Here is a 21,901-nt window from a genome sequence, read left to right as displayed (position 1 = left end):
ATCGACGTCGACGGTCAGAACCGGTGGGTCTCGTCGTCGGTGTCCGGCGGCCGGACGTCCTCCGCACCGGGACCGGACGGCGTCCGGCGCTCGCTCCCACCGAGTTCCGCCGCGCACTCGACACAGATTCCGCTGTCTCCGTCCCAGTGCTCCTCGCAGACCAGCGTCCCGCAGCGGTCGCAGTCGTGGGACGCCGCCGCGGCCTCGCAGACCTGGCACAGGCCACTGACGCTCATACCGGGGGTTCGCCGGCGAGGCGTATCAGTGTGGGGGCGACGGCGAGAGGCGGAATCACTGACCATCGGCAGATTTAGAACCGTCGTCAATGAGTGAGGGATATGAACCGTCCCCGCGTCCGATACCTCGCCGTGGCGTTCGTTGCCCTCGCCGCGGTCCTCGGGTTCCAGGCGGTGACAGCCGACCAGGGCGTCGACGCCAGGACGATTGCAGAGGGACCGTACGAGGGGAACACGCTCATCTCTGTCCAGAGCTACAAGACGCGCGGCCGCCTCGTCGAGGTGAACACCACGACGAACGACGTCGTCTGGGAGTACGACCCGCCGGACTCGCGCGTGTTCGACGCCGAGCAACTGGCGAACGGCAACGTCCTCGTCGCGGTGACGACGAAGCTCCCGCCAGCGCAGTGTCCCGACCAGCACCTCCAGGTCGCGTCCGACCAGTGCATCGAGGCGAAGGTGCTCGAACTCGACCACCCGGGCAAGGAGGTCGTCTGGGAGTACTCCTGGTACGACGAGTACATCACCCACCACGAGGTCCACGACGTCGACCGCCTCGACAACGGGAAGACGGCCATCGTCGACATGGGCAACGACCGCGCGTTCATCGTGAACCAGGCCGGCGAGATAACCTGGGAGTGGCAGGCGGAGAAGCACCTCTCGGAAGGCACCGAGTTCCACCGGAAGTACGGCGGACCCGAGGACCCGGGCGGCGAGAAGGACTGGACGCACATGAACGACATCGACGTGCTGGAGAACGGCAACGTCCAGCTCTCGGTCCGGAACTTCGACGCCGTCGTCGAGGTCGACTGCGAGACGAACGAGATCGTCGACGTCGTCGGCGAGTACGGCAACCACTCCGTGATGAACGAGCAGCACAACCCCGACCGCCTGGAGCGGTGGAACCACCTGCTCGTCGCCGACAGCGAGAACGACCGCGTCGTCGAACTGAACGCGACCACGGGCGAGGTGGTCTGGCAGTACGGCGGCAAGAGCCTGCTCCACTGGCCGCGCGACGCCGACCGCCTGCCGAACGGCAACACGCTCGTCACGGACACGTTCAACAACCGCGTCGTCGAGATCAACCCGGCCGGCGAGGTGGTCTGGCGCTACGAGGGCGTCCGGATGCCGTACTCCGCCGACCGGATGACCGTCCCGGAGAACTCCACCGACACCGTCCCCGCGACGCAGTTCGACAGCCACTTCCGCGACCCGAACGCGGCGACCGGACTGCTCCAGCAGGCCGAGGCGTACGCGGCGTTCGTCTTCCCCGCGTGGGTCAAGTTGCCGGAGCTCGCGACGATGGCCGCCATGCTTCTCGTCGTCCTCTGGACGCTCGGCGAACTCGCCGTCGGCGCGTACCGCGAGTACGCGGGCTGACCCACTATGCGGGCTGGAGCCGCAACACCCGGTCGTCCTGGGGTGCCGGCGTCCCACCGCGGCCGTCCTGGTTGCTGGTCGTCACGTAGAGGTGGTCGTCCGGTCCGGTGAACGCCGTCCGGAGGCGACCGTACTCGCCCGCCAGCAGGCGCTCCTGTTCGACGACATCGCGACCGTCGAGGCGGACGCGGTGGAGGTGGGTGCCGGCGAGCGTGCCGAAGAAGAGGTCCCCCTGCCACTCCTCGATGGGGCCGTCGTAGAACGTCGCGCTCGCCGGGGCGATGGTGGGCGTGTACGTCGCGATAGGGTCGACGTAGTCGCTGCCGCCGACGCCCATCACGTCCGGCCAGCCGTAGTTGCCGCCGGCTTCGAGGACGTTGATCTCGTCGTCGTGGTCCGGCCCGTGCTCGGTGCTGAAGAGGGTGCCGTCGCGGAACGTCAGCCCCTGCGGGTTGCGGTGGCCGTAGGTGAACACGGAGGTCCCGAAGGGGTTGTCCGGGTAGGGCTCGCCGTCGAGCGTAAGCCGGAGGACCGACCCCGCGAGCATGTCGCGGTCCTGGGCGTTCGCCCCGTCGCTCGCGTCGCCGGCCGTCGCGTACAGCGCGTCGCCGCGGACGGCAAGTCGGCCGCCGTCGTGGATGGACGCACCAGGGATGCCGTCGAGGAGGACGCGCTCGGGCTCGAAGCCCTCGCTCACCCGGTGGCGGACGATGCGGTTGTGGAGGCCGCCGTCGGCCCGGTACGTCTGGTAGGTGAACGCCAGGTCGTCGTCCTCCGGGTGGAAGACCAGTCCGAGCAGGCCGCCCTCGCCCTGGTGGGCGATCTGGTCCGTGAAGTCCGCGACCGTCTCGTTCTCGTTCGGGCGGATCCGCCTGATGCGTCCGGGGCGTTCGGTGAGATAGAGGTCGCCGTCGGGGGCGAACGCCGTCCCCCACGGAATCTCCAGATGCATCGCGACCGTCTTGACGCGCACCTCCGGCCCAGGCTCCGCGGTTGTCGTCTGGGACCGACTCCCCGGAGCGTCCACACACCCCGCGAGACCGGCGATTCCGGCGGATAGCGACCGGAGGAACGTGCGTCGTCGCATGCGGGAACCAAAGAGGTCGGGGCGAAAAACTGTATGGGTTTCAGTTCGCGGTCGGGTCCGGACGCGGTGGTGGCGTCCACGCGCGCCGGAGACAGGACGCCGCCAGCGCGCCGGACGAGGAGGGCGCTACTTCGGCGGCTGGAGGTCGCGCTGGAACTCGTCGAACACGTCGAGGTCGTCGTCGAGGTCGTACTCGATGCGGCGCTCTTCCTTTCGGTTCGCGTTCGCGTCCTCCAGCGGTTCGGCCACGTCCTCCCAGCCGGGCTTGACCTTCACGCTCTTGGCCGGCGTGCCGACGGCGACGTGGTGGGCGGGGACGTCGCGCTGGACGATGGACTTCGCGCCGACGACGGCGTTCTCGCCGACCTTCACGCCCGCCTGGACCATCGCGTCGTAGGTGATGCGAGCGTCGTCCTCGATGACGGTGTGGTAGTTCGACACCTCGGTCTGGTCGACGACGTCGTGGTCGTGGCTGTAGACGTGGGCGTCGTCGGAGATGGACACCCGGTCGCCGATGGTGAGCTTGCCGCGGTCGTCGAGGTGGACGTCGTCGTGGACGACGACGTTGTCGCCGACGCTGATGTTGTGGCCGTAGGTGAACGTGATGCCCTTGAAGAACCGACAGTCGTCGCCGCACTCCTCGAAGAGGTGCTTGGCGAGCATCCGGCGGAACCGGAGCGCGAACTCCACGTTGTCGGCCATCGGCGTCGCGTCGAACTGCCGCCAGAGCCACTGGAGGTGCTTCGACTCGCGGAACGTCTCCTCGTCCTTCTCCGCGTAGTACTCGCTCTCCAGCGTCGAGTTGCACGGGTCGTACCCCTGCAGGCGGACCCGCTCGGCGTTCGAGACGGGTTCGCCGTTCTGCCACGCCTCGTAGGCGTCCCGGTCGCCGTAGAGGTCGACGAGCACGTCCTCGACCACGTCGCACGTGTCCTCGTCGCTCGCCAGTCGTTCGTCCACCTCCTCGATGAAACCCCGCAGTCCCGCCTCCGCGGACTCCGGGAGCGTGACGTGTCGCTTTGTCATACTGGTGTCACCATCGGTTTCTTATCGCGTACTACTGGTCCCGCAATGATGGGGGTTTTGGTTGCGGCGGTGAATGCTGACTCCCCGTCGTCGCGGTCGTCAGGCACGGAACTGGCCGTGAGCGGTCTCCCCGGTGGTCGAGCGTCGCGACGGGAAGGGGAAGCGTCGCCGACTACGCCAGGAAGACGTGGCGCGGGCGGTCGGCCAGCACGTCGCGTCCCCAGTCGACGGTGTCGCTGAAGGCGTCGCTGCGGAAGAAGTCCATGGCGTCGTCCTTCGAGCGCCACTGGCTGTCGATGAACATGTCGTTCTCGTCCTCGTAGTTGGCGAGCAGTTCGGACTCGTGGTGGCCCTCCATGTCGGCGAGCACCTCGCCCACCGTCTCGAACTTCGCGACGAACTCCTCGCGACGCTCGGGCTTGACCGTGTAGAACATCCCCATCGTGCCGAAGCCGCTCTCCTCGCCCGCCTGCGAGACCACGCCGGGCAGGTCGGAGAGGAACCCGCCGGCCGTCTCGGCGGCGGACTGGGTCTCCCAGATGCTGACGACGGCGGAGTGCTGGGCGTCGCCGCCCGACTCGTCCGTTCGTGCCTCGTAGACGGCGGTCTTGACGTGCGTGTCGTAGTGCTCGAAGTTCGCGCGCAGGCCGTCGACCTCCTCGAACAGCTCGTCGGGGTCCGTCTCGGAGTAGAGCACCATCGCGTACACGTCCTCGCCGTGGGGCTGGCCGGCGTAGATGTCCATGTCGGCCAGCTCCTCGCGGATGCCGCCGGACTCGTCCTCGTCGGCGTCGCCGTGCGGGTGGCCGCCCTCGTCGCCGTGGCCGTGTCCGCCTTCGCCGTGCGGGTGGCCGCCCTCATCGCCGTGGCCGTGCGCGCTCTCGCCGCCGTGCCCGTGTGCGTGGGCCGTCTCGCCGGCGTCCTCCGGCACGGGGACCTCGTCGCCGGCCATGAACGCCGGCAGGTCCGTCGGCGGGAAGCGACGCCCGAAGTAGAACGGGCCGAACTCGCCGTAGATGGAACTCGCCTCGTCGAAGCGCATCTCGTACAGCAGGTCCTTGATGTGGGTCGGGTCGTTGCTGAACAGGTCGACGCCCCACTCGTAGTCGTCCATGCCGATGGAGCCGGTGATGACCTGGGTCACCTTGCCGGCGTAGCCCTTGCCGAGTTCGCCGTGGCTGTCCATCATCTCCGCGCGCTCGTCGAACGGCAGGTCGTACCAGTTGGCGTCCGGCCGGCGGCGCTTGCTCATCGGGTAGAAGCAGACGAACTCGCTGTCCGGGATCTCGGGGTAGAGCTTGCTCTCGACGTAGCGCGCCAGCCCAGTGTCCTCGATGTCCGCGGGGTCGTTCGCCATCTCCTCGGAGTTGTACCCGCCGACCTCCGTGACGGAGACGTAGGACGTCGCCCGTTCGGTGAACTCCGCGAAGGCCGTCCCCTCGAACGTCCGCTCGGCCGTGTCGAGGGCGGCCATCGTCGGCCGGTAGTGGATGACCAGCAGGTCGGCGTCGTGGCCGAGGACGCTGAACACCGCCGAGGAGCCGTCCTCGGCGTCCGTCACGTCCTCGTGGGCCTGCAGGTAATCGACGCCGTCGTCGAGCGCGCGCTCGCGAACGTGCTCGGGAGCGTCGCGCCAGGCGTCCCAGTCGACGGTCCGGAAGTCGTGGAGCGCGTACCAGCCCTCGTTCGTCGCAGGGGGTTCTCTCGTCATAGGCGGGACTTGGCAGCGACCGACCAAGGAACTTTTGAGTCGCCGGCGCGCCCGGCGCGTGGGAGTCGGGGGCGAGCCGACCTCGCAGACCGGGCGGGTAGCGGACCGACCGCAGTTCGGGGCCGTCGAACGCGGGTCGACCCGTGGACGGAGACGACCGCCAGGCCCCTCCGCCACCGTTCGACCGCGGCGACGGTTGAGGGAACGGGACGCGTTCCCCCACCGACCGAAACCCTTTCAAAAACTCGACTTAAATGAGGAGTCGATGCGGAAGAGTGGTCCGCCGAAAGGCCTGATCTCGTACATGGTGCTCGAACTCCTCGACGAGCGGCCGAGGTACGGCTACGAGATACTCAAGGAGATCAAGGATATCAGCGGCGGACACTGGGAGCCCTCCTACGGGTCGGTGTACCCCATCCTCTACAAGTTCGAGGAGAAGGGATGGGCCGAGCGCATCGAGCGCGAGGACGAACCCGACCGCAAGTACTTCGAACTCACCGACGCGGGCCGCGAGGAACTCGAAGAGAAGCGCGATGAGACCGGCGGCAAGGCCCGCGACTTCGCCGACGTCATCCTCGGCTTCTACCACGTCTTCGCGGCGTTCGCCACCGACGACCGCTTCGAGGTCGAGGACCGCCCGGACGAGTGGCGGTTCGACGAGACGTTCAACGCCTGGATCGTCGAACAGCTCGTCCGCCACTACGAGCGGGACTTCGGCGACTTCGAGCGCATCCCCGACACGCCCGAGGAGTTCTACGAGCGACTGGGCATCGAGCACTGAGAACGGTACCGAGCACCGAGAACGAAGACGTTCCGCGCGCTGTTTCTGACCGTCCGTCGAACGCCGAGGAGCCGCGCCGTCACCCCGACAGCAGGCGCGGCCCGAAGAGCATCAGCACGAGGCTGGCCAGCATCACCAGGCCCACCGTCGTCGTGATGGCGGTGGTCACCTGCCGGCGCTGGGTGGTCGGCAGCCGCGAGACGACCGCCTCGGCGCTCATCCGGAGGATGTGCCCGCCGTCGAGCGGGAACGCCGGGATGCAGTTGAAGAAACCGAGGTTGAGGTTGATCCACCCGGTCCAGAACAGCGCGTTCGCGAGCAGGAAGACGCCGCCGCCGAGCGCGGCCAGCGGCCCCTGGACGAGGAAGAAGTTGCTGTTCCAGGCGACGAAGCCGGCGAAGTTGTACCCGAGCCCCATCGAGAGGCTGGCGAACGGCAACAGGAGGGTTCCGGCGACGCCCATCAGGAAGGAGACGACCGGGCCGTTGCCTCCGCCGCCGAAGACGGAGAGGAACCCGCCACCCAGCAGCGACTCGTACGTCGACGCCGGGTAGAGCTCCGTGCCGAAGCTGCTGACGGTGATGCCGGAGACGCCGGGTGCGGGGAGGATGCCGACGAGCGCGTCGCCGCTGCCGTCGTCACGGAGCGTGACGTCGTACGTCTCGCGGTCGAAGCTCTCGCCGTCTGCGACGTACGTCTCGACGGTCACCGTGTCCTGGGGACCGTACCCGTCCAGGACCGTCGACAGGTCGCTGCTGTTCGTGACGCGGGTCCCGTCGACGGCCGTGATGACGACGGTCTGACCCTGGCTCAGGTTCGACGCCGCGGCGAGCGCGCCGTCACCCTGCACCGCCGCCAGCGTGCCGACCGGACCGGTCACCGTCGTCCCGTCGGCGGTGGTGAGCGTGGCGATGCGCCGGTCGGCGAGCGCGTCGGTCAGCTCGCGTTCGGTGTAGACGGCGGTCCCGTTCACGGCGGTTATCGTCTGGTTGGTGTCGACGCCGGCCGGTCCCTCGGCGGCGAACGGCGACGTCTCGACCATGCGGGTGACGAGCAGCGACCGCTCGATGACGGTCGTCCGCGTCCCGTCCCCGTCGTCGACGGTGACCGGAACTGCGCGGCTTTCGACGCTCGCCAGCGCCTCGTCGAGGTCGGCGTTGCCCGCGACGTCGGTCCCGTTCACGGCCACGATACGGTCGCCGCGCTGGATGTCGGCGTCGTCGGCCGCGGAGTTCGGGAACACGCCGCCGACGGCGGCGCCCGGCGCGACGGCGACCGCCCCCATGACGGGGCCGAAGAGCAGCGCGAACGCGAGCAGCGTGACCGCGAAGTTGTTCGTCACGCCGGCGGCGAACATCCGGCTCTGGCTGCCGCGGTCGGCCTCGCGGCGGTTCTCCTCGTCCGGTTCGACGAACGCGCCGATGGGGACGACGGCGAACAGCGCCAGTCCCATCGACTCGATGTCGATGTCCTCGACGCGGCAGAACAGGCCGTGGCCGCCCTCGTGGACGACGAGACCGACCAGGAGACCGAGCAGGATCTCCGGCGCGACCGACAGCGGGAGGAAGTCGTTCACGCCAGGGATGACGAGCACGTTCCGCGGCTGGCTGACGGCGGTCGGCTGGGGCGGGTTCTGCACCACCAGGACCGCCTGCACGACGAGCACGAGGAAGGTGCCGGTCATCACCACGAGCGCGATGCCGAGGCCGAAGTTCCCCCACGCCCGCCAGAACCGCTTCGGGCGGGCCAGGCGGTCGAGCAGTTCCTTGCCGCGCCGGGTGTGCAGGGTCAGTATCGGCCCCTGCGTGCCGACGTAGGAGGGCAGCAGACCGTTAGCTCTGAGTGCGATGAGGGTACCCCAGTAGACGACGAGTCCAACGAGCACCCACACGAGCGTATCCATCGGCCGAAAGGAGGGTCGCGTCGCTCAAAGGCGTTTGGGAACGGGACGAAAACGGTGGAAGCGAATCGACGCCGGAGCTTACTCCGCCGTCTGCCAGTCCTCTTCGATCTCCGCCTGGTCGTCGTCGCTGCTGCGGCGCTTGCGTAGCTTCCGCGCGGCGACGACGCCGGCGACGGCACCGCCGAGGATGACGACGCGGCGCACGAGCGTCCGGATGGTTCCGCGGCCGCCGGACTCCTCGTCTTCCACGGTCACTTCGGTCGTCTCCTCGTCGTCCTCCACGGTGACTTCGGTCGCTTCGGACGCCTCGGTCGCTTCGGTCTCCGACGACTCGCTCTCTTCGACGCGTTCGGTTCGCTTCAGTGCCGGCTTCTCCAGATTGAGTTCGATTAGGGCCATCGTAGTATCACCACTCTGTTGCTGGCGTGACGCCAGTGAGTTCGTGCGCCTCACAGTACTGCAATCAACCACTTTGTTATGCAGTTGTTAGGGCGGCTGTAGTTGAACGATGTCTCTGGTAGATATTAACTCTGCCGGCAGTAACCGGTGGCTGAGAACGGCGCCGTCACCCGATGCCGGGATTCGATGCTTCGTCCGATGCCGGGATTCGATGCTTCGTCCGATGCCGGGATTCGACGCTGGACGCTCGGCGGCGACGGTGGGTGCGCAGAAAAGCGGGGCGGGTCGAGTCGTTCAGTCGCGGCGGGCGAGCAGGGCGGCACCGACGAACGCGACCAGGGCGGCGGCGACGCCGAAGCCGGGCTGACCGCCGTCGTTCGTCGTCGTGCTCCCCTCGTCACCGCTCTGGTACTGGACGCCGAGGTAGTCCGAAACCTCCTGCTGGTCCATCGACGGGAACTCGCGGCTCCAGTTGCCCGGCATGACGATCTCGGTCTCCTCGTCGGTGACCTCAAGCGCCCGGACGTCCTCCTTCGTTGCGTCCTCGCCGACGAGGTCTTTCACCGTGACGTAGGTCGTCGTCGAATCGTTGCCGGCCTCGCCAGCGATGCTGGAAACCGTCATGCCGCCGTACTGCTTGGCGAACACGTCACTCATCGCGGTGAGGTTGTCGAACTTCGCACCGCCTTCCAGGGTCATCGTACCCTCCTCGGCGTCGACGCTCATCTTCGCCTTCTGGAAGTCGCTGTCGCGGAAGGCCTCGACGAACTCCATCGCCTTCGTGTCGGTGCTGGGGTCGAGCGACGAGACGGCGGAGTCGAGCGCGGTCGACAGCATCTGCTGCTGGTTCACCTCGAACGACGCGTCGACGGACACCTCGTCACCGCTGGACTGGGCCTGCACGTCGAACGACAGCGAGCCCATCTTGATGCCCTTCTCCTGGACGGCGCTCGCGTAGGCCTTCCAGTTCTTCGTGTCGTAGTGGAGTTCGGCCTCGACCGTCGCCTCGTCACTGCCGGCCTGGGAGACGTCGGCCGTCCACGTGATCTTCTGCTGGAGGTTCGAGGACTGCCGGGCCTCGATAGTCTTCTTCATCCGGTCGATCTGCTTCTGGTCGAGGTTCTGGCTCTCCATGTTCTCGACGAGCGTGACCATCGCGGCGGTCGCGCCGTCGAAGTTCTCGACCGTCGCGTCCCAAGTGACGGACATCTCGCCGTCGCGCTGGACCATCTCGAACGACGCGTGGTCGACATCGATCTTCGCGAGGTCGTCGGCGACCTGCTGTGCCGCCGCGTCGCTCAGGTCGACCTCGGGCGAGCTGGCGAGCTGCGTCGCCAGCTGGTCGGCGAGGCCGTCCTTGACGTCGGAGTACTCGACCGAGTACTCGACGTCGAGGTTACCGGCGCCGTCGGACTCGGTGTACTCGTAGTGGTCGATGGTGACCGTCGCCGACCCGCCGAGCTGCTCGGCGACCTCGGCGTACTGCGTCTGCAGGTGGGACTTGGCGGCGCTGCGGGAGTCCCACTGCTCGCGAGCGTAGTAGTTGACGGTGCCCGAGCGTTCACCCGTCAACACGTACCCGTCCTGGGTGCTCTCGAGCTGGAACCCGAGAGCGCTGTCGGACCCCGTCGCGGACGGCATCGAGAGGGTCGCCGACCCGGACGTGGAGAACGCGTCGGACGTCATGGTCACGTGACCCTCGGTGTGCGCCGGGGCGAACGCGCTCACGCTGCGCATGCCGCCGACGGTCGCCGTCATCGTCGCGTCCATCGACGCCTTCTCCGCGTTCTGGACGCCGGACGCGTCCATCGAGAAGCTCGACAGCGTGCTCGGCTGGGGCACGCTCATGGAGCCGTTCCCGGTGATGCTGCTGGGCGTCATGACGACGTTCCCCTGGCCGCTCACCTCGGATATCTCCTCGGACTCCGTGGTGACCAGCATGTGGACGAGACCCGACGTCACGTCGACGCCGAACTGGCCGGTGCCGTCCGACGTGCTCGTCTCGTTGTAGGCGAGCACGGCGTCGCCGTTCTCCTTCACGTAGACGGTGTCGGCCGTCTCGATGTCGTCGTCGTCCGCGCTGGTCTGGAGGGCGTTTCCACTCATCGTGTCCGCAGTGGGGGCGGTCGCTGCAACCGGAGCGACGAGCAGGACGAGCACCTGCATCACCGCCAGTGCAGTCGACACTTTCTGTCTCCGACTCATAGGAGATATCGTCGGAATGTTATGATAAAGCTCTTTGGTTAAACTGGTGCATCTGCTACCCTTTGCCGTGGGAACGTCTGGCGATTGAGGGGACGCCGTCGATTCCACAGGCGACGACGAGCGTGAGAACGTCAACGCAGGACAACGAACCGACGGCCGAGGCCAGCGGTAACCGACAGCGATAGGACACGTCTGACGACAACGAGGGGACACGTCTGACGGCAACAGAGTGGCACGCCGCTTTTCACCGGGCGAGCCGAAGGACGGGCGATGAGATGGGCAGAACTGTTCGACGAGGCGGACCGCTACGCGACAGACGTCACGACCGTCCGCGAGGCGCTCGCGGAGCGCCGCGATGAGTGACCCGAACCCCGCCCGCGTCGTCGCCGACGCGGACGTGCTCGCGGCAGACCTGCTGGTCGGCGGTGACGCGCGGCAGGCGATGGACGTCGTCCGGAAGCACTCGTGGGTCGAACTCGTCGCCAGCGACCCGCTGCTCGACGACGCCGAGCGCATCGTCGCCGACCTGGCGGACGACGACCTGGCGACGGCGTGGCGCGAGAAGGTAGACGACCTGCGCGTGCGCGTCGAACACGAGGCCGGCGACCAGCCCGCGCTCGCCAGCGCCTACGCGGGCGGCGCGGCGCACGTCCTCTCGTACGACGACGCACTCCGGAGCGCGAAGACCGGCGCGGCGCTGCAGGGACGCATCGACGTCAGCGTCAAGCGCCCCGACGGGTTCGTCTCGCTGTTCGACGCCGCGAGCCTGTACGAGGCGGTCGTCGGCGGGGAGTATCCCGGCCCGGACAGGGACCCGCGGGACTAGTCGTCGGCCAGCCAGTCGGCGAACTTCGCCAGCGCGCGACCCCGGTGGGAGATGGCGTTCTTCCGTTCGGTGCTCATCTCGGCCAGCGTCGTCCCCTCGTGTTCGAAGATGGGGTCGTAGCCGAACCCGCCGTCACCGCGCGGCGCGACGATGCGGCCGGGGACCGCGCCGTCGAACGTCTCCGTTCGTTCGCCGTCGTAGTAGGCGACGACGCAGCGGAACCGCGCCCGCCGGTTCTCCTCCTCCCGGACCAGTTTCCAGACGCGCTCGACGCCGAGCGTGCCCTCGACGTACGCCGAGTACGGCCCCGGGAAACCGCCGACGGCGTCGACGAACAGGCCGGCGTCGTCCACGACGACCGGTTCCTCGCCGCCGGTCGCCTCGAACGCCTCGCGAGCGCCGGCGACCGCGACGTCGGCGAGGTCGTCGCTCTGGACCTCCGTGTAGTCGTAGTCGATTTGCTCGACGTCGTCGTCGAGGTACTCGCGCGCTTCACGGACCTTCCCCTCGTTCCCGGTGACGAAGCGGATCATGTGCGGGGAGTCGGGTGCGCAAACGAAATAGCCGTTGATTCGCAGCGTCCGGCGGCGACAGTCGGGTCGACTGACGGCACCCGGAAACGACCGGCAGAAAACAGCGGGGTAGCGCCCGTCGTCAGTCGTCGACGACGACCTCGACCGGTTCGTCGTCGGCCGGAGCCGCCTCGTCGCCGCGCTCCTGCCAGAACAGCACGCCGGCGACGGCGAGGATGACCCACGACCGCCAGTTGGCGAGGTTGAGCGTGTAGCCGATGCCGAACGGCTTCTCGACGAGCATCCCTTCGCCGGGCTGCCAGTACGCCGACAGCATCCGTCCGACGCTGGGACGCTCGAAGTTGTACGGTACGCCAAAGAGGGTTCCTGTGGTCTCCTTGTCGGCCATGTGATAGCGGTTTGTCCGCCCGGAATATAGCGTTTGGGGCATGGCTCGGGGACGAACCGAAGGGCCCGCGTTCACTCGCCGTTGACGCGGTCCGCGCCGAGCATCGCCGTCGAGACGCCGCCGAGGACCACCGGGAGCAGGTACGTCGCCGCGCGGTGGATGACCGCCGCCGCGGCCGCCATCGAGCCGGAGATGCCGGCGATGGGGCCGAGCAGGAACACCAGCGCGGCCTCGACGCCGCCGAGGCCGCCGGGCAGCGGTGCGACGCCGGCCATGCTCACGAGCGGGATGACGAACAGCACCGCCGCGAAGGGCACGACGACGTCGAGCGCGTACAGCGACAGCCACAGCGACGTCGCCGACAGCAACCAGCCGAGTGCGGAGAAGGAGACGGCCAACAGGAGGCTGCGCCGGTCGCCGGCGACGCGCTCGATGGCGCGGAAGAACCCCCGCACGCGTCGCCGGACGGCCGAGCGAGTCGTCGGTTCGACCCGGGGAACCACCCGCGCGACGGCTCCGAAGACGGGGACGACGACGCCCGCCACGCCGACCTCGACGCGGTCGCGCGCCCGCCACGCCAGCGTGGCGGCGACGGGAACGCCGACGGCGAGCCCCCCCACCGCGAGCGCGATGTACTCGATCTGCAGTCTGTCGCCGACGGTCAGGACGGTCGCGTAATACCCGACGCCGACGAGCGCGAACGCGATCGAGGGGACGAAGTTGATGGAGTCGACGCTGGCGATGGCCGCCAGCCCCGTCTCGTACTCGGCGCCGGTGTCCTGGGAGATGAGCAGCGCGCTGAACGGTTCGCCGCCGGCCTGGCCGAACGGCGTGATGTTGTTGGCGAACGTCGCGCCGGCGTAGAGCATGAACGCCCGGAGTGGCGAGATGCCGACGCCGAGCACGCCGAGGACGGTCCGCAGCGCCATCGCCCACGACGCCAGCCACCCGAGCGCGACGACGAGGATGAGCGCGACCACCTGCGTGTCGGCGAGCGAGAGCGCGTCCAGCACCCGGTCGACCCCGACGACGGTGAACAGCGCCAGCAGCACGACGATGGCGGCGACGAACCCGACCGCGATCGTCCGGAGGTCACCCAGGTCTAGACGCATCGGTTCGACCGTCTCGGGGGGAGTGCTTGAACCCAGCGAAGACCGGTCGGCTTTTTTCCCGGGCGCGAGAGAGAAGGGGTATGGACGAGCGGGCGGCGCTGCGACTGCTGGCCGACGACCTCCCCGACGCGGGCGACGACGCGGCCGTCGTCGACGGCCAGGTCGTCACGACCGACATGCTCCACGAGACGACCGACTTCCCGACGGGGACGACCAGGTACACCGCCGGCTGGCGCGCGGTCGGCGCGTCGCTGTCCGACGTCGCCGCGATGGGGGCGCGAGCGACGGCGACCGTCGCGGTGTACGCCGCGCCGGAGTTCGACGCCGACGAGTTACGCGACTTCGTCGCCGGCGCTCGCGACGTCTCCGAGGCGGTCGACGCGCGCTACGTCGGCGGCGACCTCGACACGCTCTCCGAGTTCTCGGCGACCACGACCGCGCTCGGCCGCACCGAGGAACCGGTACGTCGCTCCGGTGCCCGTCCGGGCGACGTGCTCGCCGTCACCGGCACGCTCGGCCGGAGCGGTGCCGCGCTCCGCCTGTTCGAGCGCGGCGACCACGACCGCGCCAACGAACTGTTCCGGTTCGAGCCGCGGGTCGCGGCCGGGCGGGCGCTGTCACCGCACGCGACCGCGATGATGGACTCGAGCGACGGGCTGGCGCGGTCGGTCCACCAGCTCGCGGAGGCCAGCGACTGCGGGTTCGACCTCGACGGCGACGCCCTCCCCGTCGCCGACAGCGTCCGTGAGGTGGCCGAGGACGACGCCGAGGAGCGCCGGCTCTCGACGTTCTTCGGCGAGGACTTCGAACTCGTCGTCACGCTCCCCGACGACGCGATCGCGACGGCCAGGGAGGCGTCGCCGGTCCCGCTGAGGGTCGTCGGCGAGGTCACCGAGGACGGCGTCCGGATGGACGGCGACCCCCTGCCCGACCGGGGGTACACCCACGGCCAGGAGTGAGCGAGGGTCGACGGCGAAGGGTGACGGAAAACGTGGTCAGGGGGCGATGACGGAAAGCGCGGTCAGGGGACTATCTCGATCGGCGTCGGCGTGAAACAGAGGAGGCCGAGCACGAACGTGAACACGCCGAGGAGCTTCCGGCGCGGGTCGAGGTCGTCGTCGTCGATGGGGTTCGCGGGGCCGACGTAGGCGAAGAACATCGACAGGAAGCCCCAGATGACCCACAGCACCGTCGCGTTGCTCACGTCGAGGACGTAGAAGACGTACGCCGCGAGCCCGAAGAGGGCAGCGGGGACGAGCGCCGCGACGCTCTCCTGGCGCTCGCCGATGATGGCCCGAACGATGTGCCCGCCGTCGAGCTGGCCGACCGGGATGAGATTGAGGAACGTGACGAACATCCCGACCCAGCCGCCGATGACGACCGGGTTGACCGACTTCGTCGGGTCGTCGTAGGTGAGCTGTTCGCCCATCAGCGCGGCGATACCCTTCAGCAGCGGCGGATAGCCGAACTCGACCTGCACGGTGCTGGATTGCCTGATGAACTCCTGGGAGACGGTCACCGGCTCCATCGTCAGCCCGACGGCGGTGACGACGACGGTCGCGACGAGCCCCGCGAGCGGGCCGGCGATGCCGATGTCGAACAGCGCCTCGCGGTCCGGCATCTGGCCCTTCATCCGGATGACGGCCCCCATCGTGCCGATGAGCGTCGGCATCGGGATGAAGTAGGGAAGCGTCGCGTCGACGCCGTGGTAGCGGCTCATCACGTAGTGGCCGAGTTCGTGCGTGCCGAGCACGCCCAACACGGCGAGGGCGAAGGGCCACGCCTCCTGGAGCGCCAGCACCGGGTTCGTGAGGGGGTTGACGTGGTACCACGACGCGCCGGCCCAGAGCGTCGACACCACCGTGGCCAGGAAGAGCAGGACGTTCTTCCACGGGACCCCGTCCGGCCCGAGGTCGAGCGGCTCGGCGACGATGGCGTACTCGCCGGTCCGGGTCGTCAGCGAGGCCTCGTACCCGGCCTCGCGGAACAGCGGCCAGACCGTCTTCATGAGCCGGTCGTGGGGGACCAGCGGCTCGCCGTAGTAGACCAGCTGGTCGCCCTCCTCGCGCACGTCGTACACCCGGAACACCGAGTTCAACCTGTCGAGCGGGGGACCGGCTTCGGGCGGCTCGGTCGAAGCCATTCGTCCGCAGTACGATGTGGACGCGTATAAACCCCTAGACGACGGCAGGCTGTCGGGGGAAATTTCGTGTGCCAGACGACGTCGGACGACCTCAGACGACGGCACCGGACTGCAGGACGGCGATGAGGAGGGTGAGGACGGGAACGCTCGCGAGCGTGCTGGCGAAGATCGCCGTGCTGACGTACTCGGGACCGGATAGCCCGGAGTCGACGCCGCGTTCGTACTCGATGGTGAGGATGAGGGGCGTGACCGCCGCCGGCATGGCACACTCCAGGACGAACACGCGTGCGACGGTGGCGTCGCCGAAACCGAGGACCAGGGCGACGCCCGCGGCGACGACCGGTGCGACGAGGAGCTTCATCGCGTTCGAGACGCCGACGCGGCGGATGGCGGCACCCGAGTCGGTGTTGGCGAGCTGGATGCCGAGCAGCAGCAACATCACCGGGATGGCGGCGTCGCCCGTGAGCTTCAGCGTCTCCATCGCCGCCGAGTCGGCGGGCGGGACGACGTCGAGGACGCGCGCTAGCCCGGCCGCGAGCACGGCGTACACGAGCGGGAGTTCGAACACCTCCCGGACGGCGCCGAGGTTCGACGTGTCGTCGCCGCGCGAGGCGAGGTAGACGCCGACCGTGTACATGAGCACGGACTGGACGGCGATGTAGAGGATGGCCGTGCTCCGGCCGACCGGACCGAACGCGAACTGCGAGAGCGGGATGCCGTAGTTGCCGGCGTTGGCGAACGTGCTCGTCAGCACGAGCGCACCCAGTACCGGTTCCGACTCCCCGAGCGCGCGGCCGACGAGCTCCGCGAGCGCGACCATGACCAGCGTGAACGCCACGACGCCGGCGACCAGCGTCGCCGCCGTCTCGCCGTCGATGGACGTGGTGGCGAGGCTGTGGAAGACCAGCGACGGCGTGAGGACGTAGATGGTGACGGTCCCGAGCCCGTCGACGTCGATCTCGCGGCGCGACCCGAGCAGGAAGCCGACGGCCGCGACCGCGAGAACGGGCAGGATGGCGTTCGTCAGCGCAGAGAGCAGCGACACACGCCGACGGAGTTGCCGCTGGACTACAAATGCATCGAAGGGGGAAAACGAGGGGAGCGCGTCACCGCGGCGACGCGACGGTCGGGGCCGCCGTCAGGGGACAACGGCGGCCCGAGGCGGTGGCGGGCTGTCGTGGCACCGAGGCGGTTCGGCGACTGGAGGGGCGGGGAGCTGTTCGGGGACCGGGCCCTGCATCAGGCGGGAGCGACGCGCCACGTCGTCGCGCTCGTGTACGACCACTTCTCGACTTCCAGTTCGGCGCAGTCGGTCAGTTTCACCATCAGCGCACCGATCTCCTTCGCGGAGAGGCCGACCTCGTCCGCGATGAACTTGCTCTTGAAGTACATCTCGCCGTCGCTGGCTTTCCGGCTCAGGTACTGTTTCAGGCGCTCTTCCTTGCTCTCCGGTTCAGGGCTTTCAGTGGCGGACTGCGTGGTTGCGCTCATCGTTGGGCTCCATCCGACCCATGGATACGGGGGCTGTTATAAAGGAAGGAAGCTTCGGCTCGTTTCGGCATTCTTTGTCATTTTCGAGGGCGAAATCCGCATGAACAAGGCGAAAATGGTCTTTTCACAACCTACTTAGATTCCGCTAAAAAGTTCAAAACCATCTCTAATATTTTGTTTCGAGACAGATATCCAGAATTGATTCGGCGGCTGACGCCACCAGAAACGCCGGTATTACCGGTTCGCGTCGGCGATGCGCCGCGGAGACTGAGACGGCCCATGATGGCCGTTCACGGTTTCTCTGCACTGCAGCGGCGGCCGAACGCGGGCCGTCGCGTCACGACCGCTGGTGGACCCAGAACTGCTCGTCGGTCGTCACTTCCTTCTTGAACAGCGGGACCTCGTCCTTGAGGCGGTCGATGCCGTCCTCGACGGTCCGGAACGCCTCGCGGCGGTGGCCCGCCAGCACGACGACGAAGACGATGTCCTCGCCCGCCTCGACGACGCCGGTCCGATGGTGCAACAGGACCTCGAAGACGCCGTCCCGCGCCTCGAGTTCCTCCCGGATGGTCGCCATCCGCTCGTCGGCCACCCCCTCGTACTTCTGGAACTCCAGGTACTCCGTCGGCGCGTCGCCGTCGCTGTCCTTCGCACGCACGCGACCGGTGAAGGTGGCGATAGCGCCCGATCGGTCGGCCGACTCGGACTGCTTCGCCCGTGCGACGAGCGACTCGAGCGTCTCGTACGGTTCGGTGGCGTCGAGCGCGGCGCAGACGTCGTCGACGTCCAGCGCGTCCGCGTCGGCCGCGGTGGCGACGGTGTCGCCCGCCGGGTCGGCGTCGCCCAGCGCGACCTGGGGAATCTGTGCCCCGGGGAAGTCGACGACGACCACGTAGTCGTGGTCGGTCGCGAGGTCGTCCAGCACGGACGGGAGGTCGCGTGCGTCGTCGCGGACGACCCGCTCCTCGTCGCCGAGTTCGACGGCGGTGGTCGCGACGGCGTCCGACGCCGTCGCGTCGGCCCCGTCGCTCCCGGACGCACCGCGTTCCACGGTGGCGACCCGCCCCTCGTCGGCGAGTCGCGCGGCGAGGCGGTCGCCAGCGCGCTCGGCCTCCGGACCGCTGACGCCAACTGGCTGCATGGCCGTGGGGACGGGCGGAAGGTGCTTTTAGCCTTCGGTCGCGGTGCGCGGCGAAGCGGCGGACGAGGCGGTGGAACGGTGCAGTGGCGCGACGGGCGAGGTGGCGGAACCGGGCAGCGACGACAGGACGGGGCGACGCGTACCGTCGACGGATCGAATCGGCTCCGGAGGCGGAACGCCGCGAATCGGCGGATGTCGTGCGTGTTCGCGGCACGAACGCCGGGCGGTCGCTCTGAAGTTGAGAACGCTTAAGGCCGCGTCCGGGTAACTCGGCGATAACATGAAGGTGGTCGTCTCCATCGGCGGTAGCGTTCTCGCGCCAGACCTCCAGTCACAACGGGTCCGTGAGCACGCGGCCGTCATCGAGTCGCTGGCGTCGGAGGGGTGTACGATCGGTGCGGTCGTCGGGGGCGGTGGCGTGGCCCGCGACTACATCGGAACCGCCCGCAACCTCGGAGCGAACGAGATCGAACTCGACGACATCGGCATCGACGTGACGCGGCTGAACGCCCGCCTGCTCATCGCGGCACTGGGAGAGCAGGCCGCCCCCAGCCCTCCGGAGACGTACGAGGAAGCCGGGACCGCGATGCACCGCGGCGACATCGCGGTGATGGGCGGCGTGATGCCCGGGCAGACGACCGACGCGGTGAGCGCCGCGCTGGCCGAGTACGTGAACGCCGACCTGCTGGTCTACGCCACGAGCGTCCCCGGCGTGTTCAGCGACGACCCCAACGAGGTCGACGACGCCACGAAGTACACCGAACTCACCGCGGGCGAACTGGTCGACGTCATCGCCGACCTGGAGATGGTGGCCGGAAGCTCCGCGCCCGTCGACCTGCTCGCCGCGAAGCTCATCGAGCGGTCGGGCGTCCGCACCATCGTCCTCGACGGCACCGAACCGCAGCGCATCGCCGACGCCGTCCTCCGGGGCGAACACGACGGGACCGACGTCGTCCCGGCCGGAGCGGACGACGAGATGACCTACTGGGTGGACGACGAGCTATGAGCGACGGGGACGGGCAGCGACACCCCGACGACGACCCCTACGTCCTCCAGGAGGCGGGGGAACACGCCTTCTGGGCGGACGCGGTCGCCGAGCGCATCCTGGCGCGCGACCCCGACGATCCCATCGTCATCAAGGGCGGCATCTCGCCCTCGGGCGTTCCGCACCTGGGCAACATGAACGAGATCGTCCGCGGCTACTTCGTCGCGGAGGCGCTTCGCGACCGGGGACGCGAGGTCAGGCAGGTGTTCACCGCCGACGACCGCGACCCACTCCGGAAGCTCCCCCGGAAGCTCGCGGACCTCGACGGCAACGTCGTCGACTTCGGCGACGTTAACGCCGGTGCGCTCGGCCGCAACCTCGGCAAGCCGTACACCGACGTGCCGGACCCCTTCGGGTGCTGCGAGTCGTACGGCGCCCACTTCTCGAACCTCATCGAGCGCAGCGCCGACCTGCTCGGCATCCCCGTCGAGATGGTGTCGAACACGGAGCTGTACGAGGACGGCGACCTCGAGGAGGTCACGCGCTACCTCCTCGAGAACCGCGAGCGAGCGCGGGAGGTCCTCGCGGAGTACCAGGACAAGGTCGACGAGGACTACGTCCCGTTCAACCCCGTCTGCGAGGAGTGTGGCAAGATAACGGAGACGGTGACGGACGTCCGCGCCGACGAGGGCACGGTCGACTACGTCTGCACGGACATGGAGGCCGGCGACCGGACCATCGAGGGCTGTGGGCACGAGGGGACCGCTACCCTGCGCGAGGGCAAGCTCCCGTGGCGGTTCGAGTGGCCCGCGCAGTGGCAGGTGCTCGGCGTCGACTTCGAGCCGTTCGGCAAGGACCACGCCGAGGGCTCGTGGCCCTCGGGTGCCGACGTCGCGCGGAACGTCCTGGAGAACGAGCCACCGGTCCCGATGGCCTACGAGTGGTTCACGCTCGACGGCGAGGCGTTCTCCTCGTCGGCCGGCCACGTCGTGATGGTCCACGACGTGCTGGAGACCGTCGAACCCGAGGTCCTGCGGTACTTCTTCACCAAGGACCCGAGCAAGGCCCGGGACTTCAGCGTCGAACACCTGGAGTTCCTCGTCAACGAGTTCGACGAGTTCGAGGCGACCTACTACGGCGAGTTCGAGGCCGACGAGGTGGCCGAGAAGGTCGCCGACGCCGCCTACCGGGCGGTCGTCCGGCCGACCGTCGCCGCCCGATTCGACGAGGACGGCGCTCCCGTGGCGGCCGCGGACCGCGACAGCGTTCCCGTCGGCGACCCCGACCGACGCGCGACGTACACGGACGTCGTCGACGAGACGTTCGTGGAGCGCGTGCGCCTGCCGTACACGTTCGCCGCCGTGCTGGGGATGACCGAGGACGTCGACCTCCGCGAGCAGATCGCCCGCCGCGAAGGCCACGTCACGGACGCGGCACCAGAGTGGGCGGTCGACTACGCCCTCGAACGGGTCGAGCGCGCTCGCGAGTGGGCCCACCGCACGGACAACGCGTACAACTACCGGCTGAAGCGCGCCGAGATGCCCGACGTCGACCTCGACGACGACACGAAGGCGGCGCTCGACGAACTCGCCGACTTCGTCGAGACCACCGACGACCCCGAGGCCATCCAGGGCGAGATATACGAGACGGCCAAGCGCCACGACGTCGACGTCGGCGGCTTCTTCGCGACGGGGTACCGGCTCTTCTTCGACGACGACGAGGGGCCGAAGCTCGGACCCTTCCTCGCCAACCTCGACCGGGAGTTCGTCCTCCGGCGCCTGCGCCGCGAGGGATAGGCAGACCTTTTGGTCGTCCCCGCGCGAGAGCGACCATGGAAATCCCGGGCGCGAGGGTGTTACCTGGCCGACGAGCGATCCCGGAGCGGTACGCTCGCTACTACCTGGAGAACGCGCCGAGCCTCGTCTGGCTGCTCGTCGTCAACGCCGCAGCCATCCTCGTGGGCATCCGCTTCTACGTCGAGACGATGCCGTCGGTGTCGACGTTCCTCTGGCCGCTGTACGCCGACTCGCCGACCGCGCTCGCGCTCGTCGCCGCCTCGCTGGTGACGCTGCTGCCGAACCTCGGCAAGCGACTCGACGACGCGCCCCAGAACCGCCCGCTGGCCTACCTCCACACCATCGCCTTCGTCTGGCTGGTGAAGATGGGTCTCTGGACGTTCGTCGCGCTCAACCTCGGGTTCGGCGACTACTTCGGCCCGCCGTGGGACCCCGAGGCGGCATGGGACTACTGGGGCATCGTCGTCACCCACCTCGCGTTCGTCGCGGAGGCCTACCTCGTGCCGCACTACGGGACGACGACCCGCGGCGCGCTGGGGGCGGCGCTCGGACTGGCGCTCGTCAACGACGCGCTCGACTACGGCCTCGGACTGCACCCGCCACTGCGGTACGACCCCGGCCTCCTGCTGCCGCTCGCGAGCGTGGGACTGACGCTGCTCGCGGTGGTCGCGGCCGACCGCGCGTTCGGACGGCTAGGCGACGCCTAATCCGCCTTTGAACGCTCTACAGGAATCTCTCCCGCTCGTTTCGACCCGTGA

Annotated in this window: 21 protein-coding genes; 7 read left to right on the top strand and 14 right to left on the bottom strand. The window is 68.7% G+C overall.

What is annotated here, in order from left to right; translation table 11 throughout:
• Nucleotides 1-14: 14 nt before the first annotated feature.
• Nucleotides 15-236, bottom strand: coding sequence for a hypothetical protein (locus tag NKT36_RS11195; protein WP_327051131.1), 222 nt, complete (start codon nt 234-236; stop codon nt 15-17).
• Between the two features lie 102 nt (nt 237-338).
• Here NKT36_RS11195 and NKT36_RS11190 point away from each other — a divergent pair, with 102 nt between their 5' ends.
• Nucleotides 339-1,616 (top strand): aryl-sulfate sulfotransferase, encoded by a 1,278-nt coding sequence (locus NKT36_RS11190; RefSeq protein WP_327051130.1) that lies wholly within the window; start codon nt 339-341, stop codon nt 1,614-1,616.
• 4 nt (nt 1,617-1,620) lie between these two features.
• On the opposite strand, the gene NKT36_RS11185 is transcribed toward NKT36_RS11190, so the two are convergent.
• From NKT36_RS11185 to NKT36_RS11175, 3 genes are all read right to left on the bottom strand, one after another.
• A complete protein-coding gene (locus NKT36_RS11185; protein ID WP_327051129.1) occupies nt 1,621-2,703 on the bottom strand; it encodes a PQQ-dependent sugar dehydrogenase in 1,083 nt (360 codons plus the stop codon).
• A gap of 126 nt (nt 2,704-2,829) precedes the next feature.
• Nucleotides 2,830-3,729: an acyltransferase gene (locus NKT36_RS11180; protein ID WP_327051128.1), complete on the bottom strand. Its 900-nt coding sequence runs from the start codon at nt 3,727-3,729 to the stop codon at nt 2,830-2,832.
• 172 nt (nt 3,730-3,901) lie between these two features.
• Nucleotides 3,902-5,440 (bottom strand): heme-binding protein, encoded by a 1,539-nt coding sequence (locus NKT36_RS11175; RefSeq protein ID WP_327051127.1) that lies wholly within the window; start codon nt 5,438-5,440, stop codon nt 3,902-3,904.
• A 265-nt stretch (nt 5,441-5,705) separates the two neighbouring features.
• On the opposite strand from NKT36_RS11175, the gene NKT36_RS11170 reads away from it, so the two are divergent.
• Entirely contained in the window at nt 5,706-6,221 is a 516-nt protein-coding gene (locus NKT36_RS11170) for a PadR family transcriptional regulator (protein ID WP_327051126.1), read from the top strand.
• A gap of 79 nt (nt 6,222-6,300) precedes the next feature.
• Here NKT36_RS11170 and NKT36_RS11165 read toward each other — a convergent pair whose 3' ends face one another.
• From NKT36_RS11165 to NKT36_RS11155, 3 genes are all read right to left on the bottom strand, one after another.
• Nucleotides 6,301-8,124, bottom strand: a complete 1,824-nt coding sequence (locus NKT36_RS11165; RefSeq protein ID WP_327051125.1) for a site-2 protease family protein — start codon at nt 8,122-8,124, stop codon at nt 6,301-6,303.
• 78 nt (nt 8,125-8,202) lie between these two features.
• Nucleotides 8,203-8,523 carry a hypothetical protein gene (locus NKT36_RS11160; RefSeq protein ID WP_327051124.1) on the bottom strand — a complete coding sequence of 107 codons (321 nt, stop codon included), beginning with the start codon at nt 8,521-8,523 and terminating at the stop codon, nt 8,203-8,205.
• 294 nt (nt 8,524-8,817) lie between these two features.
• On the bottom strand, nt 8,818-10,728 hold the full coding sequence (locus tag NKT36_RS11155) for a PGF-CTERM sorting domain-containing protein (protein WP_327051123.1): 1,911 nt from the start codon (nt 10,726-10,728) through the stop codon (nt 8,818-8,820).
• A 355-nt stretch (nt 10,729-11,083) separates the two neighbouring features.
• Here NKT36_RS11155 and NKT36_RS11150 point away from each other — a divergent pair, with 355 nt between their 5' ends.
• Entirely contained in the window at nt 11,084-11,554 is a 471-nt protein-coding gene (locus NKT36_RS11150) for a DUF7384 family protein (protein ID WP_327051122.1), read from the top strand.
• On the opposite strand, the gene NKT36_RS11145 is transcribed toward NKT36_RS11150, so the two are convergent.
• From NKT36_RS11145 to NKT36_RS11135, 3 genes are all read right to left on the bottom strand, one after another.
• The gene (locus tag NKT36_RS11145; RefSeq protein WP_327051121.1) at nt 11,551-12,087 is read right to left on the bottom strand and encodes an XTP/dITP diphosphatase; all 537 of its coding nucleotides are present in this window, start codon (nt 12,085-12,087) and stop codon (nt 11,551-11,553) included. The two genes, NKT36_RS11150 and NKT36_RS11145, sit on opposite strands and share 4 nt — an antisense overlap.
• 121 nt (nt 12,088-12,208) lie before the next feature.
• Nucleotides 12,209-12,475 (bottom strand): DUF5808 domain-containing protein, encoded by a 267-nt coding sequence (locus NKT36_RS11140; protein WP_327051120.1) that lies wholly within the window; start codon nt 12,473-12,475, stop codon nt 12,209-12,211.
• Between the two features lie 71 nt (nt 12,476-12,546).
• Nucleotides 12,547-13,587, bottom strand: a complete 1,041-nt coding sequence (locus tag NKT36_RS11135) for a lysylphosphatidylglycerol synthase transmembrane domain-containing protein (RefSeq protein ID WP_327051119.1) — start codon at nt 13,585-13,587, stop codon at nt 12,547-12,549.
• A gap of 80 nt (nt 13,588-13,667) precedes the next feature.
• Here NKT36_RS11135 and thiL point away from each other — a divergent pair, with 80 nt between their 5' ends.
• Nucleotides 13,668-14,546: a thiamine-phosphate kinase gene (thiL, locus tag NKT36_RS11130; RefSeq protein ID WP_327051118.1), complete on the top strand. Its 879-nt coding sequence runs from the start codon at nt 13,668-13,670 to the stop codon at nt 14,544-14,546.
• Nucleotides 14,547-14,608: 62 nt separating this feature from the next.
• Here the strand turns inward: thiL and NKT36_RS11125 are convergent, their stop codons facing one another.
• The 4 genes from NKT36_RS11125 to NKT36_RS11110 all read right to left on the bottom strand — a co-directional run bounded on the left by NKT36_RS11125 (nt 14,609) and on the right by NKT36_RS11110 (nt 18,362).
• Nucleotides 14,609-15,730 carry a site-2 protease family protein gene (locus tag NKT36_RS11125; protein ID WP_327051117.1) on the bottom strand — a complete coding sequence of 374 codons (1,122 nt, stop codon included), beginning with the start codon at nt 15,728-15,730 and terminating at the stop codon, nt 14,609-14,611.
• A gap of 91 nt (nt 15,731-15,821) precedes the next feature.
• A complete protein-coding gene (locus tag NKT36_RS11120; RefSeq protein WP_327051116.1) occupies nt 15,822-16,775 on the bottom strand; it encodes an AEC family transporter in 954 nt (317 codons plus the stop codon).
• 194 nt (nt 16,776-16,969) lie between these two features.
• Nucleotides 16,970-17,221: a DUF7123 family protein gene (locus tag NKT36_RS11115; protein WP_327051115.1), complete on the bottom strand. Its 252-nt coding sequence runs from the start codon at nt 17,219-17,221 to the stop codon at nt 16,970-16,972.
• Nucleotides 17,222-17,558: 337 nt separating this feature from the next.
• Nucleotides 17,559-18,362, bottom strand: a complete 804-nt coding sequence (locus NKT36_RS11110) for a molybdopterin synthase (protein WP_327051114.1) — start codon at nt 18,360-18,362, stop codon at nt 17,559-17,561.
• A gap of 280 nt (nt 18,363-18,642) precedes the next feature.
• Here NKT36_RS11110 and pyrH point away from each other — a divergent pair, with 280 nt between their 5' ends.
• The 3 genes from pyrH to NKT36_RS11095 are packed head-to-tail and all read left to right on the top strand — an operon-like array spanning nt 18,643 to nt 21,850.
• Nucleotides 18,643-19,368, top strand: coding sequence for a UMP kinase (gene pyrH / locus NKT36_RS11105; protein WP_327051113.1), 726 nt, complete (start codon nt 18,643-18,645; stop codon nt 19,366-19,368).
• Nucleotides 19,365-21,143: a lysine--tRNA ligase gene (gene lysS / locus NKT36_RS11100; RefSeq protein WP_327051112.1), complete on the top strand. Its 1,779-nt coding sequence runs from the start codon at nt 19,365-19,367 to the stop codon at nt 21,141-21,143. The genes pyrH and lysS overlap by 4 nt, the downstream gene beginning before the upstream one ends.
• A 35-nt stretch (nt 21,144-21,178) precedes the next feature.
• Nucleotides 21,179-21,850, top strand: a complete 672-nt coding sequence (locus tag NKT36_RS11095; RefSeq protein ID WP_327051111.1) for a DUF1405 domain-containing protein — start codon at nt 21,179-21,181, stop codon at nt 21,848-21,850.
• Nucleotides 21,851-21,901 lie beyond the last annotated feature (51 nt).

It is taken from the genome of Halomicrococcus gelatinilyticus (assembly GCA_024227995.1).
GTDB lineage: Archaea > Halobacteriota > Halobacteria > Halobacteriales > Haladaptataceae > Halomicrococcus > Halomicrococcus gelatinilyticus.
Note: the sequence above shows the minus strand (reverse complement) of the source record. Positions and strands in the feature narration are given on the sequence as shown.